General features: G+C 43.1%; 15 protein-coding genes, 1 tRNA gene and 2 pseudogenes. 3 read left to right on the top strand and 15 right to left on the bottom strand.

The window, feature by feature from the left end; genetic code table 11:
• The 9 genes and pseudogenes from QZ327_RS12915 to QZ327_RS12875 all read right to left on the bottom strand — a co-directional run.
• Positions 1–106 (bottom strand): annotated as a pseudogene (locus QZ327_RS12915) (excisionase); the annotation flags it as partial.
• Between the two features lie 99 nt (positions 107–205).
• Positions 206–979, bottom strand: a pseudogene (locus QZ327_RS12910) (hypothetical protein).
• 166 nt (positions 980–1145) lie between these two features.
• The gene (locus tag QZ327_RS12905) at positions 1146–2261 is read right to left on the bottom strand and encodes a site-specific integrase (RefSeq protein WP_113748688.1); all 1116 of its coding nucleotides are present in this window, start codon (positions 2259–2261) and stop codon (positions 1146–1148) included.
• Between the two features lie 116 nt (positions 2262–2377).
• Positions 2378–3256 carry a helix-turn-helix domain-containing protein gene (locus QZ327_RS12900; RefSeq protein WP_294619924.1) on the bottom strand — a complete coding sequence of 293 codons (879 nt, stop codon included), beginning with the start codon at positions 3254–3256 and terminating at the stop codon, positions 2378–2380.
• 271 nt (positions 3257–3527) lie between these two features.
• The gene (gene mnmE, locus QZ327_RS12895) at positions 3528–4913 is read right to left on the bottom strand and encodes a tRNA uridine-5-carboxymethylaminomethyl(34) synthesis GTPase MnmE (protein ID WP_294619922.1); all 1386 of its coding nucleotides are present in this window, start codon (positions 4911–4913) and stop codon (positions 3528–3530) included.
• Positions 4914–5060: 147 nt separating this feature from the next.
• On the bottom strand, positions 5061–5939 hold the full coding sequence (locus QZ327_RS12890) for a nucleoside phosphorylase (protein ID WP_294619920.1): 879 nt from the start codon (positions 5937–5939) through the stop codon (positions 5061–5063).
• A gap of 89 nt (positions 5940–6028) precedes the next feature.
• Positions 6029–7030: a flotillin-like protein FloA gene (gene floA, locus QZ327_RS12885; protein ID WP_294619918.1), complete on the bottom strand. Its 1002-nt coding sequence runs from the start codon at positions 7028–7030 to the stop codon at positions 6029–6031.
• A 35-nt stretch (positions 7031–7065) separates the two neighbouring features.
• The gene (locus tag QZ327_RS12880; RefSeq protein ID WP_294619916.1) at positions 7066–7545 is read right to left on the bottom strand and encodes an NfeD family protein; all 480 of its coding nucleotides are present in this window, start codon (positions 7543–7545) and stop codon (positions 7066–7068) included.
• Between the two features lie 8 nt (positions 7546–7553).
• On the bottom strand, positions 7554–8984 hold the full coding sequence (locus tag QZ327_RS12875; protein WP_294619914.1) for a tetratricopeptide repeat protein: 1431 nt from the start codon (positions 8982–8984) through the stop codon (positions 7554–7556).
• A gap of 135 nt (positions 8985–9119) precedes the next feature.
• On the opposite strand from QZ327_RS12875, the gene QZ327_RS12870 reads away from it, so the two are divergent.
• Positions 9120–9872 (top strand): ATP-binding protein, encoded by a 753-nt coding sequence (locus QZ327_RS12870; RefSeq protein ID WP_294619912.1) that lies wholly within the window; start codon positions 9120–9122, stop codon positions 9870–9872.
• A 51-nt stretch (positions 9873–9923) separates the two neighbouring features.
• Positions 9924–10292, top strand: coding sequence for a DMT family protein (locus QZ327_RS12865; protein WP_294619910.1), 369 nt, complete (start codon positions 9924–9926; stop codon positions 10290–10292).
• A 262-nt stretch (positions 10293–10554) separates the two neighbouring features.
• Here the strand turns inward: QZ327_RS12865 and QZ327_RS12860 are convergent, their stop codons facing one another.
• The 6 genes from QZ327_RS12860 to QZ327_RS12835 form a co-directional block, all read right to left on the bottom strand.
• The gene (locus tag QZ327_RS12860) at positions 10555–11577 is read right to left on the bottom strand and encodes an FAD:protein FMN transferase (RefSeq protein ID WP_294619908.1); all 1023 of its coding nucleotides are present in this window, start codon (positions 11575–11577) and stop codon (positions 10555–10557) included.
• A 34-nt stretch (positions 11578–11611) separates the two neighbouring features.
• Positions 11612–12193, bottom strand: a complete 582-nt coding sequence (locus QZ327_RS12855; protein WP_294619906.1) for a manganese efflux pump MntP family protein — start codon at positions 12191–12193, stop codon at positions 11612–11614.
• Positions 12194–12198: 5 nt separating this feature from the next.
• Complete coding sequence (locus tag QZ327_RS12850; RefSeq protein ID WP_294619904.1) at positions 12199–12966, bottom strand: DUF6048 family protein; 768 nt, start codon at positions 12964–12966, stop codon at positions 12199–12201.
• The gene (locus tag QZ327_RS12845; RefSeq protein WP_294619902.1) at positions 12935–13420 is read right to left on the bottom strand and encodes a DUF6452 family protein; all 486 of its coding nucleotides are present in this window, start codon (positions 13418–13420) and stop codon (positions 12935–12937) included. The genes QZ327_RS12850 and QZ327_RS12845 overlap by 32 nt, the downstream gene beginning before the upstream one ends.
• A 2-nt stretch (positions 13421–13422) precedes the next feature.
• Entirely contained in the window at positions 13423–14376 is a 954-nt protein-coding gene (locus tag QZ327_RS12840; protein WP_294619900.1) for a glycosyltransferase family 2 protein, read from the bottom strand.
• 64 nt (positions 14377–14440) lie between these two features.
• Entirely contained in the window at positions 14441–14968 is a 528-nt protein-coding gene (locus QZ327_RS12835) for a DUF4199 domain-containing protein (protein WP_294619898.1), read from the bottom strand.
• Between the two features lie 232 nt (positions 14969–15200).
• Between QZ327_RS12835 and QZ327_RS12830 the strand changes: the two genes are divergently transcribed.
• Positions 15201–15274 (top strand) — tRNA-Thr (locus tag QZ327_RS12830).
• Positions 15275–15408: the final 134 nt, after the last annotated feature.

Genomic DNA, 15408 nt, shown 5'->3' with positions numbered 1-15408 from the left:
GCTTGGAAAGTTTTTCCGTTAGCAGATTTTCCATACTTGCGATTCTGTCGCATAGTTCGCCTACCACAGTCGGTAGGTCGTTGAATGTCAGTTGGTCTTTTTCCATATTATACTCTTTTGATTGTTTAATATGCTGCGAACCAACTCAATGAAACCTTGCAGAACAATACAGACCGGATTAATTATTTCGTCTGCATACGTTTTTTTAATCTGAATTACTATTATCTGTTTCTAAATGGAAGCGATAATCGCCTTTATCGGGCACGTCAATAGGAATCTGACTAGGAACTTGATCCCGCAAATTAAGTTTGAGATATTCAAGAGTCGCATTTTCGAGTTCGTGAGGAAATGAAGACTTGATAAAAACGGCTCTTTTTGCCAATGATACTCCCAAGCGTTCACCTACATTCCATGCCAGATGGCGAAGTCCCGGTGATCTCAGCGGATTATCTATATTGGAGCGAATGGGCTTGTATAAATCAGATCTATCACAGGCCATATACTCAATATTAGAAATGAGGATTACAATAGCTTCTTTAGACAGATAAGGTGCGGTTTTAATAGTTACATATTCACGAATAGCATTCATGACTTCTACTTGTTTTTCTGCTTCTTTCTTTTTGATGTTCTCTCGTATTGTATCATAATTATCTATAACTGAATTATTGGGCTGTTCAATAGTTTGAGTTTCATCTGCACAATCGGTATTTATTTCGAAACCAGAGTCAGTAATAATAGGAGATTGCCGGTCAAAAGAAAAATTGATTGGATTCTTCGTCAACTATGTGTAGAAAAATCGTTGCAGTAGACCACACAATAGGATTGTAACCACAAGGCCGATTATAACTGAAGTCGTTATTGTTGTGGTATTGATTTTGTGATAAGTGAATAGGTAAGTGTCTACTGCCACATAGGCAATTACCAATAATGCAAGAATAAAACTTATCCTCTTGGTCCGAATTTGAGTATTATTTGTCATCTACTGCAAGTATTTGAAATGGTTATATGGCAAAGTTATGTGCTATATTCCAGATATATATAATTAGTGACGACGAATCGCTCAATATTTGTAAAAAATAACGGTTAGAGTATGATTTCAGACTAAAAATCATACTCTAACCGCTTAAAATAGGGACAAGTGGCTGTCAGTCCTTCCGTGTCAAGGTAATCTTCTTGCTGGCTTCACGTTTGTTGGCATCCACGACTTTGATATACCTTTGAGTGGTGGTAATACTCTTGTGAGCCATAATGCTCTGTATGGTGCGGATGTCCGTTCCGGCAGCTGCTTGTAGCGTTGCAAATGTTCTACGATAGGAATGGAAGGTTATATTTTTGGTGATTCCGGCAGAACGAATCCACTCTTTCATCGGAATTTGCGTCCAACTACGCATAAGTCCCTTGAATACTAAACCTTTCTTTTCTGAACTATAGCCTATCAATCCCAACGCTTCTTCACTAATAGGAATGATGTCTTCCGCTTTGTTTTTTTGTGTGATGATATGTACGCATTTCCCTCCGGCTGAGTAGTCTACAATATCTTCCCAGCATAGTGCGAGAATATCACTGATACGTAAACTGGTCATACATGAAAACAGCGATGCTATTTTCAGAATGGGCTTCTTGCATGGTGTCTCAGCCAACTTGTACAGTTCATCTACAGACAGATACTCTTTAACAACATCCTCCGTTTCAATCTTATCCAAAAAATCATTGACATTGGTCTTTATCATTCCATTGCGGTAGAGTATTTTCAGGAATCCCCTGAAGGTAGACCAGTATCCCGATGCGGAATTTCGTGTTATGCGTCCGTTACGTCTCAGTTTCTTAGCCGTGAGCAGATATTCCCGAAACTTGTTGCAAAGGTCTATGTCAATCTCTTCAAAAGTACATTTACCATGTACGAAGTTGTTGAAATGTAGATAGACAAACTCCCATTTCTGGTCATGCTTACGGAGTTGTTTGCGATAATGCTCCAAGAAGTCTGCCTTGAGTTTGTACTTGTCAAAGAAGTCATACCGTTCATTGACAACCGACTCGAATCTACGGCAACGGATGGCTTCGGCTTTCTCGGTCATTACCTCGTTGAAATTCTGTTCTCGTTTGTTTCTCGGATTGGCATAGACATAAATGCCAAGCGATTCATGACGGATAACTTTCATAGTCTCTTTGTCTCGATACCCAGGATAATAATCTAGATAGAAAGACATCATTCTACCTTTTAACGGACGTGTTCTCAACGTTACTGTTTTACATTCATGCATACTAATATATTTTATGGTTATTATTAATTCGCTGGCAAAACTCTGTAATGTAATCATGCAGATTACCTACAGCAGAGATTAATTTTTGAATAATTAATGGATAGCGACAAATTAGATTATTTGTGAACACCCATAACCCTGCCAAACTCTACTTTTAGGAATCGGACGAACCGTCCGTTCTTCTCGCGGTTGATCTGATGGAATTGCAGAATGCCGTAAACAGAGTCGCGGGAGAGTTTGAATTTTTCCATAGCCTCCTTGACGGTGTAATATTCCGCTTTGCTTTCCTGTTCCGATGTTTTGGATAGGTCGAAATGGAGTTTGGAATAATAGATTTGTCCGTGTTCTTTCTTGGATGGGATATTGTTTCGATACACCTGCGAACGGATGGCAACGCGTGTCATGCCGTATTTTTCCTGAATCTCTTCCGGTGTGTACCATTCGGTCAGGTCGGAATCTACTTCGTATTTGGCAAAGGCGGCATCAATATGTTTCTTGCTGTAATAGTTGAACTGGCGGATTCTCACTTTCGGAACTTTGTGCTGCCGTGTATAAGTCCACACCCATTTGGCGTTGACCTTATATTTCTCTGCAATTTCTTCAGCTGTGTAATACTCAGTGATGTCGAAGTCCTCTTTAGGCATGATGCGCTCATACGGTTTGGTTTTCATCATTAGTTCGATGTCAGCACGGCGAATGAGCGACTTCTTACCACTGATGCGTGAAGCCCGAAGTTTGGATTCCTTTACTAATTTATATATGTATTGTCTGGTTACGCCCATCAACTTTGCTGCTTGGGCAAAAGAGAAGAAATCCTGTCCCTCGGCGGCTTGTCGAGGTTGTAGCAACTCTTGCGAGCGTTTCAACTGCCGCTTGCGTTCCCGAATACGTTCCTTGTAGCCAAGATTGGAACATTGGTGGCTACAATAGCAGGTCGTTGTCTTTTGAGCTATGAATGGCTTTCCACACCATTGACAAATCTTTCTTACTTCCATATTTTCCTTGTTTACATTGGGGATAATTTCTCCTTATTTCTCCCGGATTTTGTCAACACATGTAAACCATTGTCAACACACGTCAACTAATGCGTCACTGTGACATTCGGGGTAATCGTGAATTTGTGTCACGGTAGAAATATGATAGAAAAATATGGATAAAAACCGTTACCTCCAAATATGGACTGGAAAGTGTTAAAACAGAAAAGTCGCTGAAATACAGCGACTTTATTCTAAATGGTTATAGTTAGTTATGGCAGTTTCTAAGCCATCACTTGCCGATGCAAAAATGCTGAAATATATTCTGTAATACCATATCAGTCGTTACTTCTCCTGCAATATCGCTTAAATAGAAAATACATTCTCGGATATCTTGTGATATGAAATCACCGGAAATATTATTTGTTAAGTTTTCTTGCACTCGGTGGATGGCTTCCAACGCATTGTTTAATGCTTCATAGTGACGTGTATTGGTAACTATAACATCATTTTGAGTGATTGCAGGAAGATGGGCAGAGGTTATCAACATTTGTTGAAGTTCTTCAATATGTTCTCTTGTTTTAGCAGATATGGTAATTGATTTTACATTGTTAGGAAAATTGGCAGGAATACTGTTTGGTATATTTACCACTAAATCAGCTTTATTATAAACGAGGATTACTTGTTTATTTTCACAACGGGGAAGAAGTTGCTTGGACAATTGTGTTATTTGAGTTTGAGCATCCGTAGCATCAATCATCCAAAGAACTATTTCTGCTTGATCCAGTTTTTGGAAAGTACGTTCGATGCCGAGGTTTTCAATCGTGTCGTTGGTCTCGCGAATACCTGCAGTATCAATGAATCGGAAAGTAATGCCGCCTATATTAACAGTATCTTCTATAACATCTCGCGTGGTACCATGAATGTCACTTACAATAGCTTTTTCTTCATTAAGCAAAACATTAAGTAATGTAGATTTTCCTGCATTTGTTTCACCAATAATGGCTACTGGAATACCACTTTTAATGGCGTTGCCTACACTGAAGGAGTTCACCAAACGCGCTATGACCTTTTCAATGTTATCCGCTAATTGGCAAAGTTCGGAACGGTCGGCAAATTCCAGTTCCTCGTGATCACTGAAATCCAATTCCAATTCGATGAGCGAGGTGAAATGGAGCAACTGGCTACGTAAAGCGGCAAGTTCTTTGCTGAAACCGCCCCGCATCTGGTTCATGGCAAGACGATGGGCAGCTGCGGAAGATGAAGCAATCAAATCTGCAACAGCTTCTGCTTGGCTTAAATCCATTTTTCCGTTTAAGAATGCACGTTGGGTATATTCTCCTGGGTTTGCCATGCGGCAACCGTTCTTGATGAGCAATTGCAATACTTTCTGCAGAATATAGGAGGAACCGTGGCAAGTAATTTCCGTACTGTCTTCACCAGTATAGGAATGAGGGGCACGAAATAGGCTTACAAGTACTTCGTCTATAACTTCATGCCCATCATATATCCGTCCAAAAGTAAGTGTATAAGGTTTGTTTTCTTCCAACTTTTTATTGGTAATGGCAGGGGCAAATATGCGTGATGTGATTTCGATAGCCGCCGGACCGGAGACACGAATACATCCAATAGCCCCTCCCTGAGCGGTAGCTATGGCACAGATGGTATCTTGGTTCATGAATTCCTGTTTGTTTTATTGGACAAAGATAGCAGTTTCCTCACAAAAAATGATATCATGATGTAAGTTATTGAGTTTTATCATGCTTTGCATGAACCAATGATTACAGACGAGATATCTATGAAGACCGGATATCGCTAAAAATACTTAGATGCGCTCAAGTACTTTAAGGATAAGGCTGTCAATTGTATTTTTATATCCCGTATTGGCTTCTTTAATTAACCTGTTGGCTATGACCATGCAGACAGTCATCGCCTTATGTCCCATTAAGCGGCTAAGTCCGGCCAATGCGGAACTTTCCATCTCGAAATTAGTTATCTTATAGCCATTGTATTCGAATTGCTCTATTTTTTCGTTTTGATGCGGATCTGCCAACGGTACACGCAATTCCCGACCTTGCGGACCGAAGAAACCGCCTGCGGCAATGGTGACACCTCGTACCATATCATCTCCGGCTATGCGCTCTATCAATTCTGCATTTGCATCAATTACGTAGGGGGCAGGAGCACACATATTACCCGACCACCCCATGTGGTTGAGAAAAGCACGTTCGAACGGCAAGTCGCAAACGGAATTGCGTCCGGCATAGAAATTCAGTAGACCGTCGAAACCGATAGATTTGGCGGAACAGACGAATGTTCCTACGGGAGTATTAGGCTGCAGGCCACCGCAAGTACCGATGCGCACTAACTCCAATTGGCGTAGTTGAGGCTTTTCTTCCCGTGTTTGGAAATCGATATTGGCAAGGGCATCCAATTCGTTCATGACTATGTCAATATTGTCACACCCGATACCGGTAGAAACAACGGTGATGCGCTTACCTTTATAAGTACCTGTAATTGTTTTAAATTCACGGCTTTCCACTTCATATTCCTTGTTGTCGAAATGAGAGGCGACCAATGCCACTCGACCGGGGTCGCCAACGAGGATTACTTTATCTGCCAGCCATTCGGGCTTTACGTGTAGATGGAAAACGGAACCGTCTTCGTTGATAATAAGTTCGGAAGATGCAAAATACTTTTTCATGTTTCAGGATATTATGGGTTTATAAAAAGAAAACGCCGGTAACCGGTCTCTGTTCACCGGTTCCGACGTTTATATTGATTTTACCGGTTTTATTTACTTAGCGGCTGATTGGATGTGCCGGTTGCCGGTTTGGCTATATTTTCACGCATTGAAGTGTCGGCCTCAATGTTTTTCATACGGTAATAATCCATTATTCCCAAATTACCGCTACGGAATGCTTCTGCCATGGCTTTGGGCACTTCGGCTTCGGCTTCAATTACTTTGGCACGAGCTTCCTGCGCTTTGGCTTTCATTTCCTGCTCGCTGGCAACCGCCATGGCACGACGTTCCTCGGCTTTTGCCTGAGCGATATTCTTGTCTGCATTTGCTTGGTCTATCTGCAAGGCTGCACCAATGTTCTTGCCTATGTCAATGTCGGCAATGTCAATAGAAAGAATTTCGAATGCTGTACCGGCATCCAATCCTTTGCGAAGCACTAATTTAGAGATAGAGTCGGGGTTTTCGAGTACCGACTTATGATTTTCGGAAGAACCGATGGACGATACGATACCTTCGCCTACGCGGGCAAGAATGGTATCTTCTCCGGCTCCACCCACCAACTGGCGGATATTGGCGCGTACGGTTACACGAGCTTTGGCAATCAATTGGATACCGTCTTTTGCTACGGCTGTAACGGGAGGAGTATCAATAACTTTCGGGTTTACAGACATTTGAACAGCTTCGAACACATCGCGTCCGGCAAGGTCGATGGCAGTTGCCATTTGAAATGGCAGCTCAATGTTAGCCTTAGATGCGGATACCAATGCGTGTACTACTTTCTCGACATGTCCGCCGGCAAGGTAGTGCGCTTCCAATTCATCACGGGTGATGTTGCTCAATCCGGCTTTATGTGCTTCAATCATGCCCGGCACAATGATGTAGGGGGGGACATTACGGATGCGCATCAAGAATAATTGCACTAATGAGATATTGACTCCTGAAACTTTAGCGGACAGCCATAGGAAAAAAGGTACATAATGAAAAAACAGTACCAGAAAAATGATACCGCCAATGACGATGAATGCGGTAAGATACATTGAACTTGGATCCATGCTTTTAGTGTTATTAATGGTTATTTATCAGTGATTTATATTTTATGTTTTAATTCTCTTTCTACAAGTATTACCCCGTTTGTGATGCGGCTTACTATAATAGTCGTTTTTTCATCCAAGAATCCGTCCATGGATTTTACTTCTACGATATCTCCGTTTATCTCGGCATACCCGATAAGTGCGAGACGGGTGGTGGCAATACCGGTATCACCTATCTTTACTCTCTCCTCGGCACTGCGGTCTACTTTCGAGGTAATATTCTTTTTCAAAGCTATCTTATCTAAAGTTTTGGAGCGCATGAACCATATCAATGAACCGATACAGGCTACGGCAGATATGATGAGTGTGATAAATCCTGCCGTTGTTCCTAAATTGGCAAATGCGTAGTAGTTGGCGTAAATGATGCAACCACCTGCCAAAAAGCCGGCAATGCTGATTCCTGGTACTATAAATAGCTCAACGAGAAACAGTATAACTGCTGCAACGATTAAAACTGCGATGATGAAGATATCCATAAACTGTTCTATTTAAGGGTTTGCTTTTCCGATTTGCGTACTTGGATGATGGCGCGGTCTATTTCGGTCGCCAATTGTTGTACGCGTTTTTCCAAATCAAGTATGGCAGGTGCCATTCTGCTTTTTTTGTTCTGATCGGCATGTGCATATTGGGGACGCATGTTTTCCAGTTTGCTTAGTTGCTGATTATAGGCTTCTTTCAGTTGAAGATATTTCTTGAATTGCACTTTTGCCTGTGGAGAGCGAAAATCGGTGGTATAATGATAAATACGGTTATCATCAATCACGAACTCAAATTCATATCGTTCCTTTACTGCCGGTTTTTCCTGCATTGTTTCTTGCAGGCGTTTTCTTGCATCTGCTACCAAACCTTCATCTGTCCAGGTATCCTTGATGGAGTGGATACGGGCAAGTTTTATCAGTTTATCTCTGTCTATGCTTTCATAGTTGTATACCTGTTTCGATGAGGTAGGAATGAATACATATATGCAGACTTTACCTTCCGGTTGATAACGGTCGGATGCAAACCAACCCAGATTGTTGAATTCGTCTATGACATACATATAATCATTGTAAGGAGAGTTGAAAGGCATACCTACATTTTCCGGGGTCAGGTAAGTGTCCGTATTTGTGTTGTAGCGCGTTACGAAAATATCATATCCGCCCATTGAGGCATCGCCGTCTGCCGCATAGTAGATGGTAATACCGTCCGCCAATACATACGGGTAATTGGCATTCATCGGCTCATTGATATTGCCGGGAAGCATATTGCCTTGTCCCCATTCGTCCATCATCTTGTTGCGCGACAGGATATTGAACATACTATCCGGTTGTAATTCGCTATAATATACCTTATTGCCCAATTCTGTTTCATATACGATGCCACCTTTGTTGTGGGAGTTATCAAAATAGGCATCGTACATAAACAGTTTGCCGGATTCGGGACTGATTTTGTAAGCTTTAAGAAAGTCCTTCTTGTCTACGACAAAACTGTCGATGAAACAAACCTCTTCCACACCTTTCAACATGCGAAGGTTGGCTTTGCTCTTTTCCAGAAGCTTTTCCGCTTCGGTGGTGGAACGTTTTCGTTTTGCCAGTTCAGCGATATAATCTTCGTACGTATCCACGGCCTCTTCAAATCGATAAGTGGCATTGTATGCCTGTCCCAAATAGAACTGTCCACCGGTAGCTCGGCGCTTTACAGCCGTCTCCAGATACTTTACAGCCTCCTCCGATTCTCCTGTATTTAGGCAACATACACCATACCACAAGTTGTAACTTCCGTTGTTGGGTTGTGTTTTTACTAACTTTTTGAAGGCAGGTTTCGCCTGTTCGTATCGGCCTTCCGCATAGAATGCTTTGGCTTGGGCGAGTGTTTGCGCCGAGAGATGCATACCCAAGAGACCAGATAACAGAAACAGTATATATTTATTCCTCATGCTAAAAATCTTTTTAATGAGTTCAAAAATACGAATTAATCCGGAATAAAGCGGTTTTCCGTGATTCTATTATGTTAATTCTTCTTTAAATCATTCTTTTCAGCTACTTTTGCAGCCAGTTTTTAACTGATTTTTATGGCACGATTTACAGAGGAAGAGAAGACATTGCGGCGCATTGAGAAGCGTTTTGCCAAGGGGGTGGTGGAATATGGCCTGATAGAGGAAGGAGATAAAATTCTTATCGGGCTTTCCGGTGGCAAGGATTCCTTGGCGTTGGTAGAGTTGCTGGCGCGTCGTGCCCGGATACTCAAACCGAAGTTTTCCGTAGTCGCCGTTCATGTGGTGATGAAGAATATCCCTTATCAAAGCGATGTGGACTATCTCAGAAATTATGTGGAAACTTGGGGAGTGCCTTTTGTGTTATATGAAACGGAGTTTGACGCAAGTACGGATACCCGTAAGTCTCCTTGTTTCCTGTGTTCCTGGAACCGGCGTAAAGCTTTGTTCACTGTCGCAAAAGAGCAGGGATGCAATAAAATCGCGTTGGGACATCACATGGATGATATTCTGGAAACCTTGTTGATGAATATCACTTATCAAGGAGCATTCAGTTCGATGCCGCCACGATTGGTAATGAAGAAGTTTGATATGACGATTATCCGTCCGATGTGCCTTGTGCATGAGGCAGATTTGGTGGAACTGGCGGAGATACGGACCTATCGGAAGCAGATGAAGAACTGTCCTTACGAGTCGCAGTCAAGTCGGAGCACGATGAAAAGCGTTCTGCATCAGTTGGAAATGATGAATCCCGAAGCGCGCTACAGCCTATGGGGGAGCATGAGTAATGTGCAGGAAGAACTGTTGCCCCACAAAAAAGAGAAGAGGTAAGTCGCCGGTAGATAATCTCAGCTGCTAAATAACTAATCATTATAGTACTATATGAAAGCTTTTTACACTATCTTATTGTTGATTGTATCTAATGTGTTTATGACATTTGCCTGGTACGGGCATTTGAAACTGCAAGAAATGAAGGTTATCTCCAATTGGCCGCTTTATGCCGTTATCCTGTTCTCATGGATGATAGCGTTGGCAGAATATTCCTTTCAAATTCCGGCAAACCGTATCGGGTTCATAGGCAATGGCGGTCCTTTTTCGCTGATGCAGTTGAAGGTTATTCAGGAAGTGGTGACGCTTATTGTCTTTACGATATTCACTACCGTGCTGTTTAAGGGGGAGTCTTTGCATTGGAACCATTTCGCTGCTTTCGCCTGCTTGGTGTTGGCGGTATATTTCGTGTTCTATAAGTAATGATGTAAAAATAAAGATGTTGAGATAACCTTTCAGATTGAATTTCTCCGCTTGGCAGTTTGTTTTTAGTTTATCGTGTTTACACTTTCAGTGCATTGGCGATACTGTGCCGGTATACTCCCGATAAAGTAGTACTTTACTATGGGTAAAGTGGCACTTTGTGTCGCTAAAGTACTACTTTATTGGGAGTAAATGGCAATAAACTGTTTATGCTGGAAAAGTGGGGGAGATTCTTCTCCCCAAAGACATGCCTGGGCTCTTACTATTTCTCCTTTATGTATTTATGCATCCCTTTCGTATAGAACATTTGGAATTCTCCTTTCTCATCCGTATATATGAAACAGGCATCAAGTCCGGGATGTGCATCGGCAAAGCGTTCGGCTTCTTCCAGTCCCATTACCATGAAAGCGGTGGCGTAGGCATCGGCGCTCATGCAGTCGCGGGTAATCACAGTGGCGGACAAGATATTGTGCTGTACCGGATAGCCTGTGCGCGGGTCTATGGTGTGGGCATATTTCTTTCCGTTTTTGTAGTAATAGTTGCGGTAATTTCCCGAAGTCGCTATGCCTACGTTGGTAACTTGCAATATGGTTTGTAACTCCCTGTTTACGGCAAGTGAGTCGTCTATCGGTTTGTTGATTCCGATACGCCATAAACTGTTTTTGGGGTTTGTTCCACGGACTACTACCTCTCCGCCTATGTCTACCATAAAGTTGGCAATACCTTTTTTTTCCAAGAGCTGTGCAATGACATCCACAGCATAACCTTTGGCTACGGCGCTGCACGAAAGCATGATGCGCGGGTCTTTCTTGCTTATCTTGCCATCGGCAGACAATGCGACTTTCGGATAGCCGGTGATGTCTAATAAACTGTCTACCATGATAGAGTCGGGGAATGTTCCTTTCTTAAAACCGAACCCCCAGGCATTGGCAAGTGGGGCTACCGTGATGTCAAAAGCTCCTTGGGTCTCTTCGGAGATTTCCATGCTGCGACGGAATACGTTGGTGAAGAAGGTGTCGGGGATGATATTTTCATTCCGGTTGATGCGTGTAATGGTGGCTGTATCATTAAACGGGGACAGTGAACCGTCGAACCGCTTGAGTTCTGTCTCTATTTCTGCCTTCAAGTCGCCGTCATACTGATAGGTTATGTTGTAGACGGTTCCGAAAATCAGCCCGGTGGCGGTTTGGTAAGGGATGGTACGGTTGTGGCGTGCGAGTATTCCGATAGTACCCAATGCGAACAGGGCAACCCATAAGAAGTTTCGTTGTGCTTTTTTTTCCATAGTTTAATTCTTTAGTTCTCGATTTCTTTAATTCTTAATTCAGGAAAAGATGTTCTATCAATATTTTGGTACCGATAATGATAAGAATAACACCTCCCAGAAGTTCCGCGCGCAGTTTGCGGGCAATGCCACTTCCGAAGCGGATGCCGAACATCAGTCCGACAAGCGACAGTATAAATGACACAAGTCCTATGACACTGATGGGGGAGAGAATGGATGTAAGATTCTGAACTCCGAGAAAAGCGAATGAAATGCCTACTGCCAATGCATCAATGCTGGTGGCTACGGCTAATGCCGCTACTACTTTCAGGCAGGTGGGGTCAAATTCTTGTCTGCAGTCCTCATCTTTGAAGGACTCCATAACCATGCGTCCGCCGAGGAAGGCAAGGATGGCAAATGCCATCCAATGGTCAATGCTTTCGATGAGGTGGCTGAAGAAACTGGCGCCTATCCAGCCCAGCAAAGGCATGAGTGCCTGAAAGAATCCGAAAGCCGATGCCATTATCAACATCGGACGCAACCGGACACGTTTCAGTATGATGCCGCTTGCTATGGATACGGCGAAGCAGTCCATGGCAAGCCCTATGGCAAGTAACCAGACTTCTAATCCTGTCATTGTTGTCAGAACGGTAATTTATAGATTATTGTATAGGTGACACCGGTGGTGTTTCCGTTGTATTTGCCGTAACCGGGTACGTACCACGGCTCTCCATATTCGGCAACGGAAGAACTCAGGCGGAATTTGAAGCGTATCGCCCAGCTCATGTACAGGTTTTTCCACACATGCGCCCGTATGCCGGCGCAGAATTCCGCCCACTGCATCGAACCTTTCATTCCTTTATAATTAAACGGCAGGCTACTCCCCCAAATGTCGTCTTCCAAATTCGGGTTGCCTAAGCTGCCGCCGTATTCGGGATCGTTGACCGCTAATGCTGCGACATCATATTTGAAGCCGGTTGCCGCATAGCGCAGCCCGACGAGTATCATGTGCCCGTGTTTCTTGTTATAAAGCGCGTTGTAGTCCATGCCAATGCGGAAATAGGGGGCATTGGTCTTGTAATGTATTCCTTTGTCTCCCCAGGTGTCAGTGCTGCCATATCCTAATTCGACAATTGGAAAAAAGCGGTTCTTGAGGTTGACATCAACAGCCACTTCACCACTGAAAAAATCGCTTCCAAGGAGTTTGCTCCCGGGTCCCCACAGGTCTGCGCTGACAGAGATACCATTATATAACGGATAATGCACTTCCTCTTTGATTTCCTTTTTCTCCTTTTTGGGAGGGGTATTTACCGGTGGGGTGGAGATATTGCCTGTCTGTGCCTGTAATGGCAATGACAACAGCAAACAGAGTGCCAGACTAATAGAATAATTTAAGATTTTCTGTTCCATAAATTCCGGCTTCTTTATTTGCAATGCGAATAGAATCAAGGCTGTGACGGCTGTAGCGAACCCCGGTTATGGCTTGTTTCATCTGATAACCGCAATCCATCGACAGGAAATAAGGCGTATTACTCTGACGGATGACAACCGTGTCTGTCAATGTCTTGCTGTAGCGAAACACAAGCACGGTAGAGTCGGCGGTATATCTCAACGGCAAGGAGAGGTCGTGCACTTTTTTCTGGTTGTTGATAATGATGGAATCCGTGCCCAGGGCGGTAACTGTCAACGAATCTAAAGTGTCATTGGATACGACATTGGTTTCGGGATCCAATGTATATAAGTAGCATTGCATCATGGCGCGTGTCGCCATGGAGCAGTCCGCCTCTTCCGAACAAGATATTGTTATACTGAGAACAGGTAAAAGAATAGTTCCGAATATGATGAATTTGATTAAAGCTTTCATAGTTAAATCATTTTCTCTATTTGATATTTATTACGTTCCGGTGCATTGCGGGATATCAGTTCGCCGAGGAATCCTGCCACAAATAGCTGCGTACCGATAATCATGGATGTTAGTGACAGATAGAAATAAGGAGAATCCGTCACAAGGCGGTATGGCATGCCGTGGCTCATGTAATACAGTTTACTGGCTCCGACAATGATTACGGCTACGAATCCGATAAAGAACATCAGCGAACCCAATATGCCGAAGAAGTGCATGGGCTTGATACCGAAAGTGGAGAGAAACCAGAGGGAAATCAAATCCAGGTATCCGTTGAAGAAACGATTCCATCCGCCAAACTTTGTCTTGCCGAATTTGCGTGCCTGATGGTGCACCACTTTCTCGCCAATCTTCTTGAAGCCGGCATTTTTGGCGAGATAGGGGATGTAACGGTGCATTTCTCCATACACTTCTATGTTTTTTATGACATCTTTGCGATAGGCTTTCAATCCGCAGTTGAAGTCATGCAGGTTCTTTATGCCGGAAACCTTGCGTGCCGTAGCGTTGAACAGTTTTGTCGGCATGGTTTTTGATAATGGATCGTATCTCTTTTGTTTCCAGCCGGATACAAGGTCGTAACCTTCTTCCGTAACCATGCGATACAGTTCCGGTATTTCATCGGGGCTATCCTGTAAATCGGCATCCATTGTAATCACGACATCTCCTTGGGCTTGTTCAAAACCGCAATAGAGTGCCGGCGATTTACCGTAATTACGACGGAACTTTATTCCGCGTACTTTATCAGACTTTGCCTGTAACTGCTCTATTATCTGCCAGGAGTGGTCGGTGCTTCCGTCATTGACGAAAATAACTTCATAAGAAAAGTCATGGGTTTTCATTACCCGTTCAATCCATGCAAACAATTCCGGAAGAGACTCTTCTTCATTATATAAAGGAACGACAACTGAAATATCCATTTTATTATTTACTATTTTATTATTTACTCTGTATCTTGATTTATCCGAAATCTGTCCTTTCTTATCATTCCTTCTTGCGTCTTGTTGCAAATAAGGCGGTAGGAAAGGCAAGCAATGAACCGCAAAATACATTCCATGACACCAATTGCATGGTAATATCTATGGGAGTGAGCGATTTTACAGTATCTAATGTGGCTTGAAACATATCTGTATAGGCTTCTATGCCCGGCACGCCACTTTGGTTTAGAATGTCTATTTGTGTTTCATAGGCATTGATAACAAAGCCGTGGTCTATGAAACGGAAGTAAATGTAGTGTGCCACTGCTGTCAGCAATGCGGCAAACATGTACATAAAAACAGTGAATATCCATGCGTGCAGGAAACCAATGGCACCGTCGCATACCGCGTTACGGTACATTCGTACATAATAATATCCCATAAAAGGGACACACAACGTGAGCCCAGCGAAAAGGAAAGATAAAAACGGGATTGTCAGCCCTAAGGGAAAAAGCGTGAATTTTAAAATCCAATATCCACCCAAGTAGGTACCGAATAACATTGCATATTGCATGTAACCTTTATTTTCTGCCATTTTTCTTAGAAATATGGTGCAAAGTTATAAATAATATTGGTTGTAGCCCCTGTATTCTTGTTAAAGTTGAAAAAAGTTGGGGTGAAGTATTGCAGGATTAAAATTTTTATCTACCTTTGCACTCGCAAAACGGGTAAGTCCTATACGGCCAGCTCCCTTCGAATCCTCCAGGGCTTGATCGCAGCAAAGGTAGTTGGTTGTAGCGGCGCGATGTAGATTGCTTACCCACCCCGCCTCTTTAGCTCAGTTGGCCAGAGCACGTGATTTGTAATCTCGGGGTCGTTGGTTCGAATCCGACAAGAGGCTCGAAAGAAAGAGGGCGGATAATCGCCGGAGATTGAAATGCCTTGTGGCGGTTTCGGAAGAAAGGAGCTCTTTTCAGTTTGGGCAAATACCAGAGTGGCCAAATGGGGCAGACTGTAAATCTGCTGGCTTACGCC

The organism is uncultured Bacteroides sp. (assembly GCF_910578895.1).
In the GTDB taxonomy this organism is placed as follows: Bacteria; Bacteroidota; Bacteroidia; order Bacteroidales; family Bacteroidaceae; genus Bacteroides.
This window is presented reverse-complemented; position numbering and strand designations above follow the sequence as displayed.

What these genes read in the sequence shown, in the direction of transcription:
- QZ327_RS12875 (WP_294619914.1), bottom strand. Translation starts at nt 8,984, where the DNA reads ATGAGGAATAAATATATACTGTTTCTGTTATCTGGTCTCTTGGGTATG.
- QZ327_RS12860 (WP_294619908.1), bottom strand. Translation starts at nt 11,577, where the DNA reads ATGGAAAAAAAAGCACAACGAAACTTCTTATGGGTTGCCCTGTTCGCA.
- QZ327_RS12855 (WP_294619906.1), bottom strand. Translation starts at nt 12,193, where the DNA reads ATGACAGGATTAGAAGTCTGGTTACTTGCCATAGGGCTTGCCATGGAC.
- QZ327_RS12865 (WP_294619910.1), top strand. Translation starts at nt 9,924, where the DNA reads ATGAAAGCTTTTTACACTATCTTATTGTTGATTGTATCTAATGTGTTT.
- QZ327_RS12835 (WP_294619898.1), bottom strand. Translation starts at nt 14,968, where the DNA reads ATGGCAGAAAATAAAGGTTACATGCAATATGCAATGTTATTCGGTACC.
- QZ327_RS12845 (WP_294619902.1), bottom strand. Translation starts at nt 13,420, where the DNA reads ATGAAAGCTTTAATCAAATTCATCATATTCGGAACTATTCTTTTACCT.
- QZ327_RS12870 (WP_294619912.1), top strand. Translation starts at nt 9,120, where the DNA reads ATGGCACGATTTACAGAGGAAGAGAAGACATTGCGGCGCATTGAGAAG.
- mnmE (WP_294619922.1), bottom strand. Translation starts at nt 4,913, where the DNA reads ATGAACCAAGATACCATCTGTGCCATAGCTACCGCTCAGGGAGGGGCT.
- QZ327_RS12880 (WP_294619916.1), bottom strand. Translation starts at nt 7,545, where the DNA reads ATGGATATCTTCATCATCGCAGTTTTAATCGTTGCAGCAGTTATACTG.
- QZ327_RS12840 (WP_294619900.1), bottom strand. Translation starts at nt 14,376, where the DNA reads ATGGATATTTCAGTTGTCGTTCCTTTATATAATGAAGAAGAGTCTCTT.
- QZ327_RS12900 (WP_294619924.1), bottom strand. Translation starts at nt 3,256, where the DNA reads ATGGAAGTAAGAAAGATTTGTCAATGGTGTGGAAAGCCATTCATAGCT.
- floA (WP_294619918.1), bottom strand. Translation starts at nt 7,030, where the DNA reads ATGGATCCAAGTTCAATGTATCTTACCGCATTCATCGTCATTGGCGGT.
- QZ327_RS12890 (WP_294619920.1), bottom strand. Translation starts at nt 5,939, where the DNA reads ATGAAAAAGTATTTTGCATCTTCCGAACTTATTATCAACGAAGACGGT.
- QZ327_RS12905 (WP_113748688.1), bottom strand. Translation starts at nt 2,261, where the DNA reads ATGCATGAATGTAAAACAGTAACGTTGAGAACACGTCCGTTAAAAGGT.
- QZ327_RS12850 (WP_294619904.1), bottom strand. Translation starts at nt 12,966, where the DNA reads ATGGAACAGAAAATCTTAAATTATTCTATTAGTCTGGCACTCTGTTTG.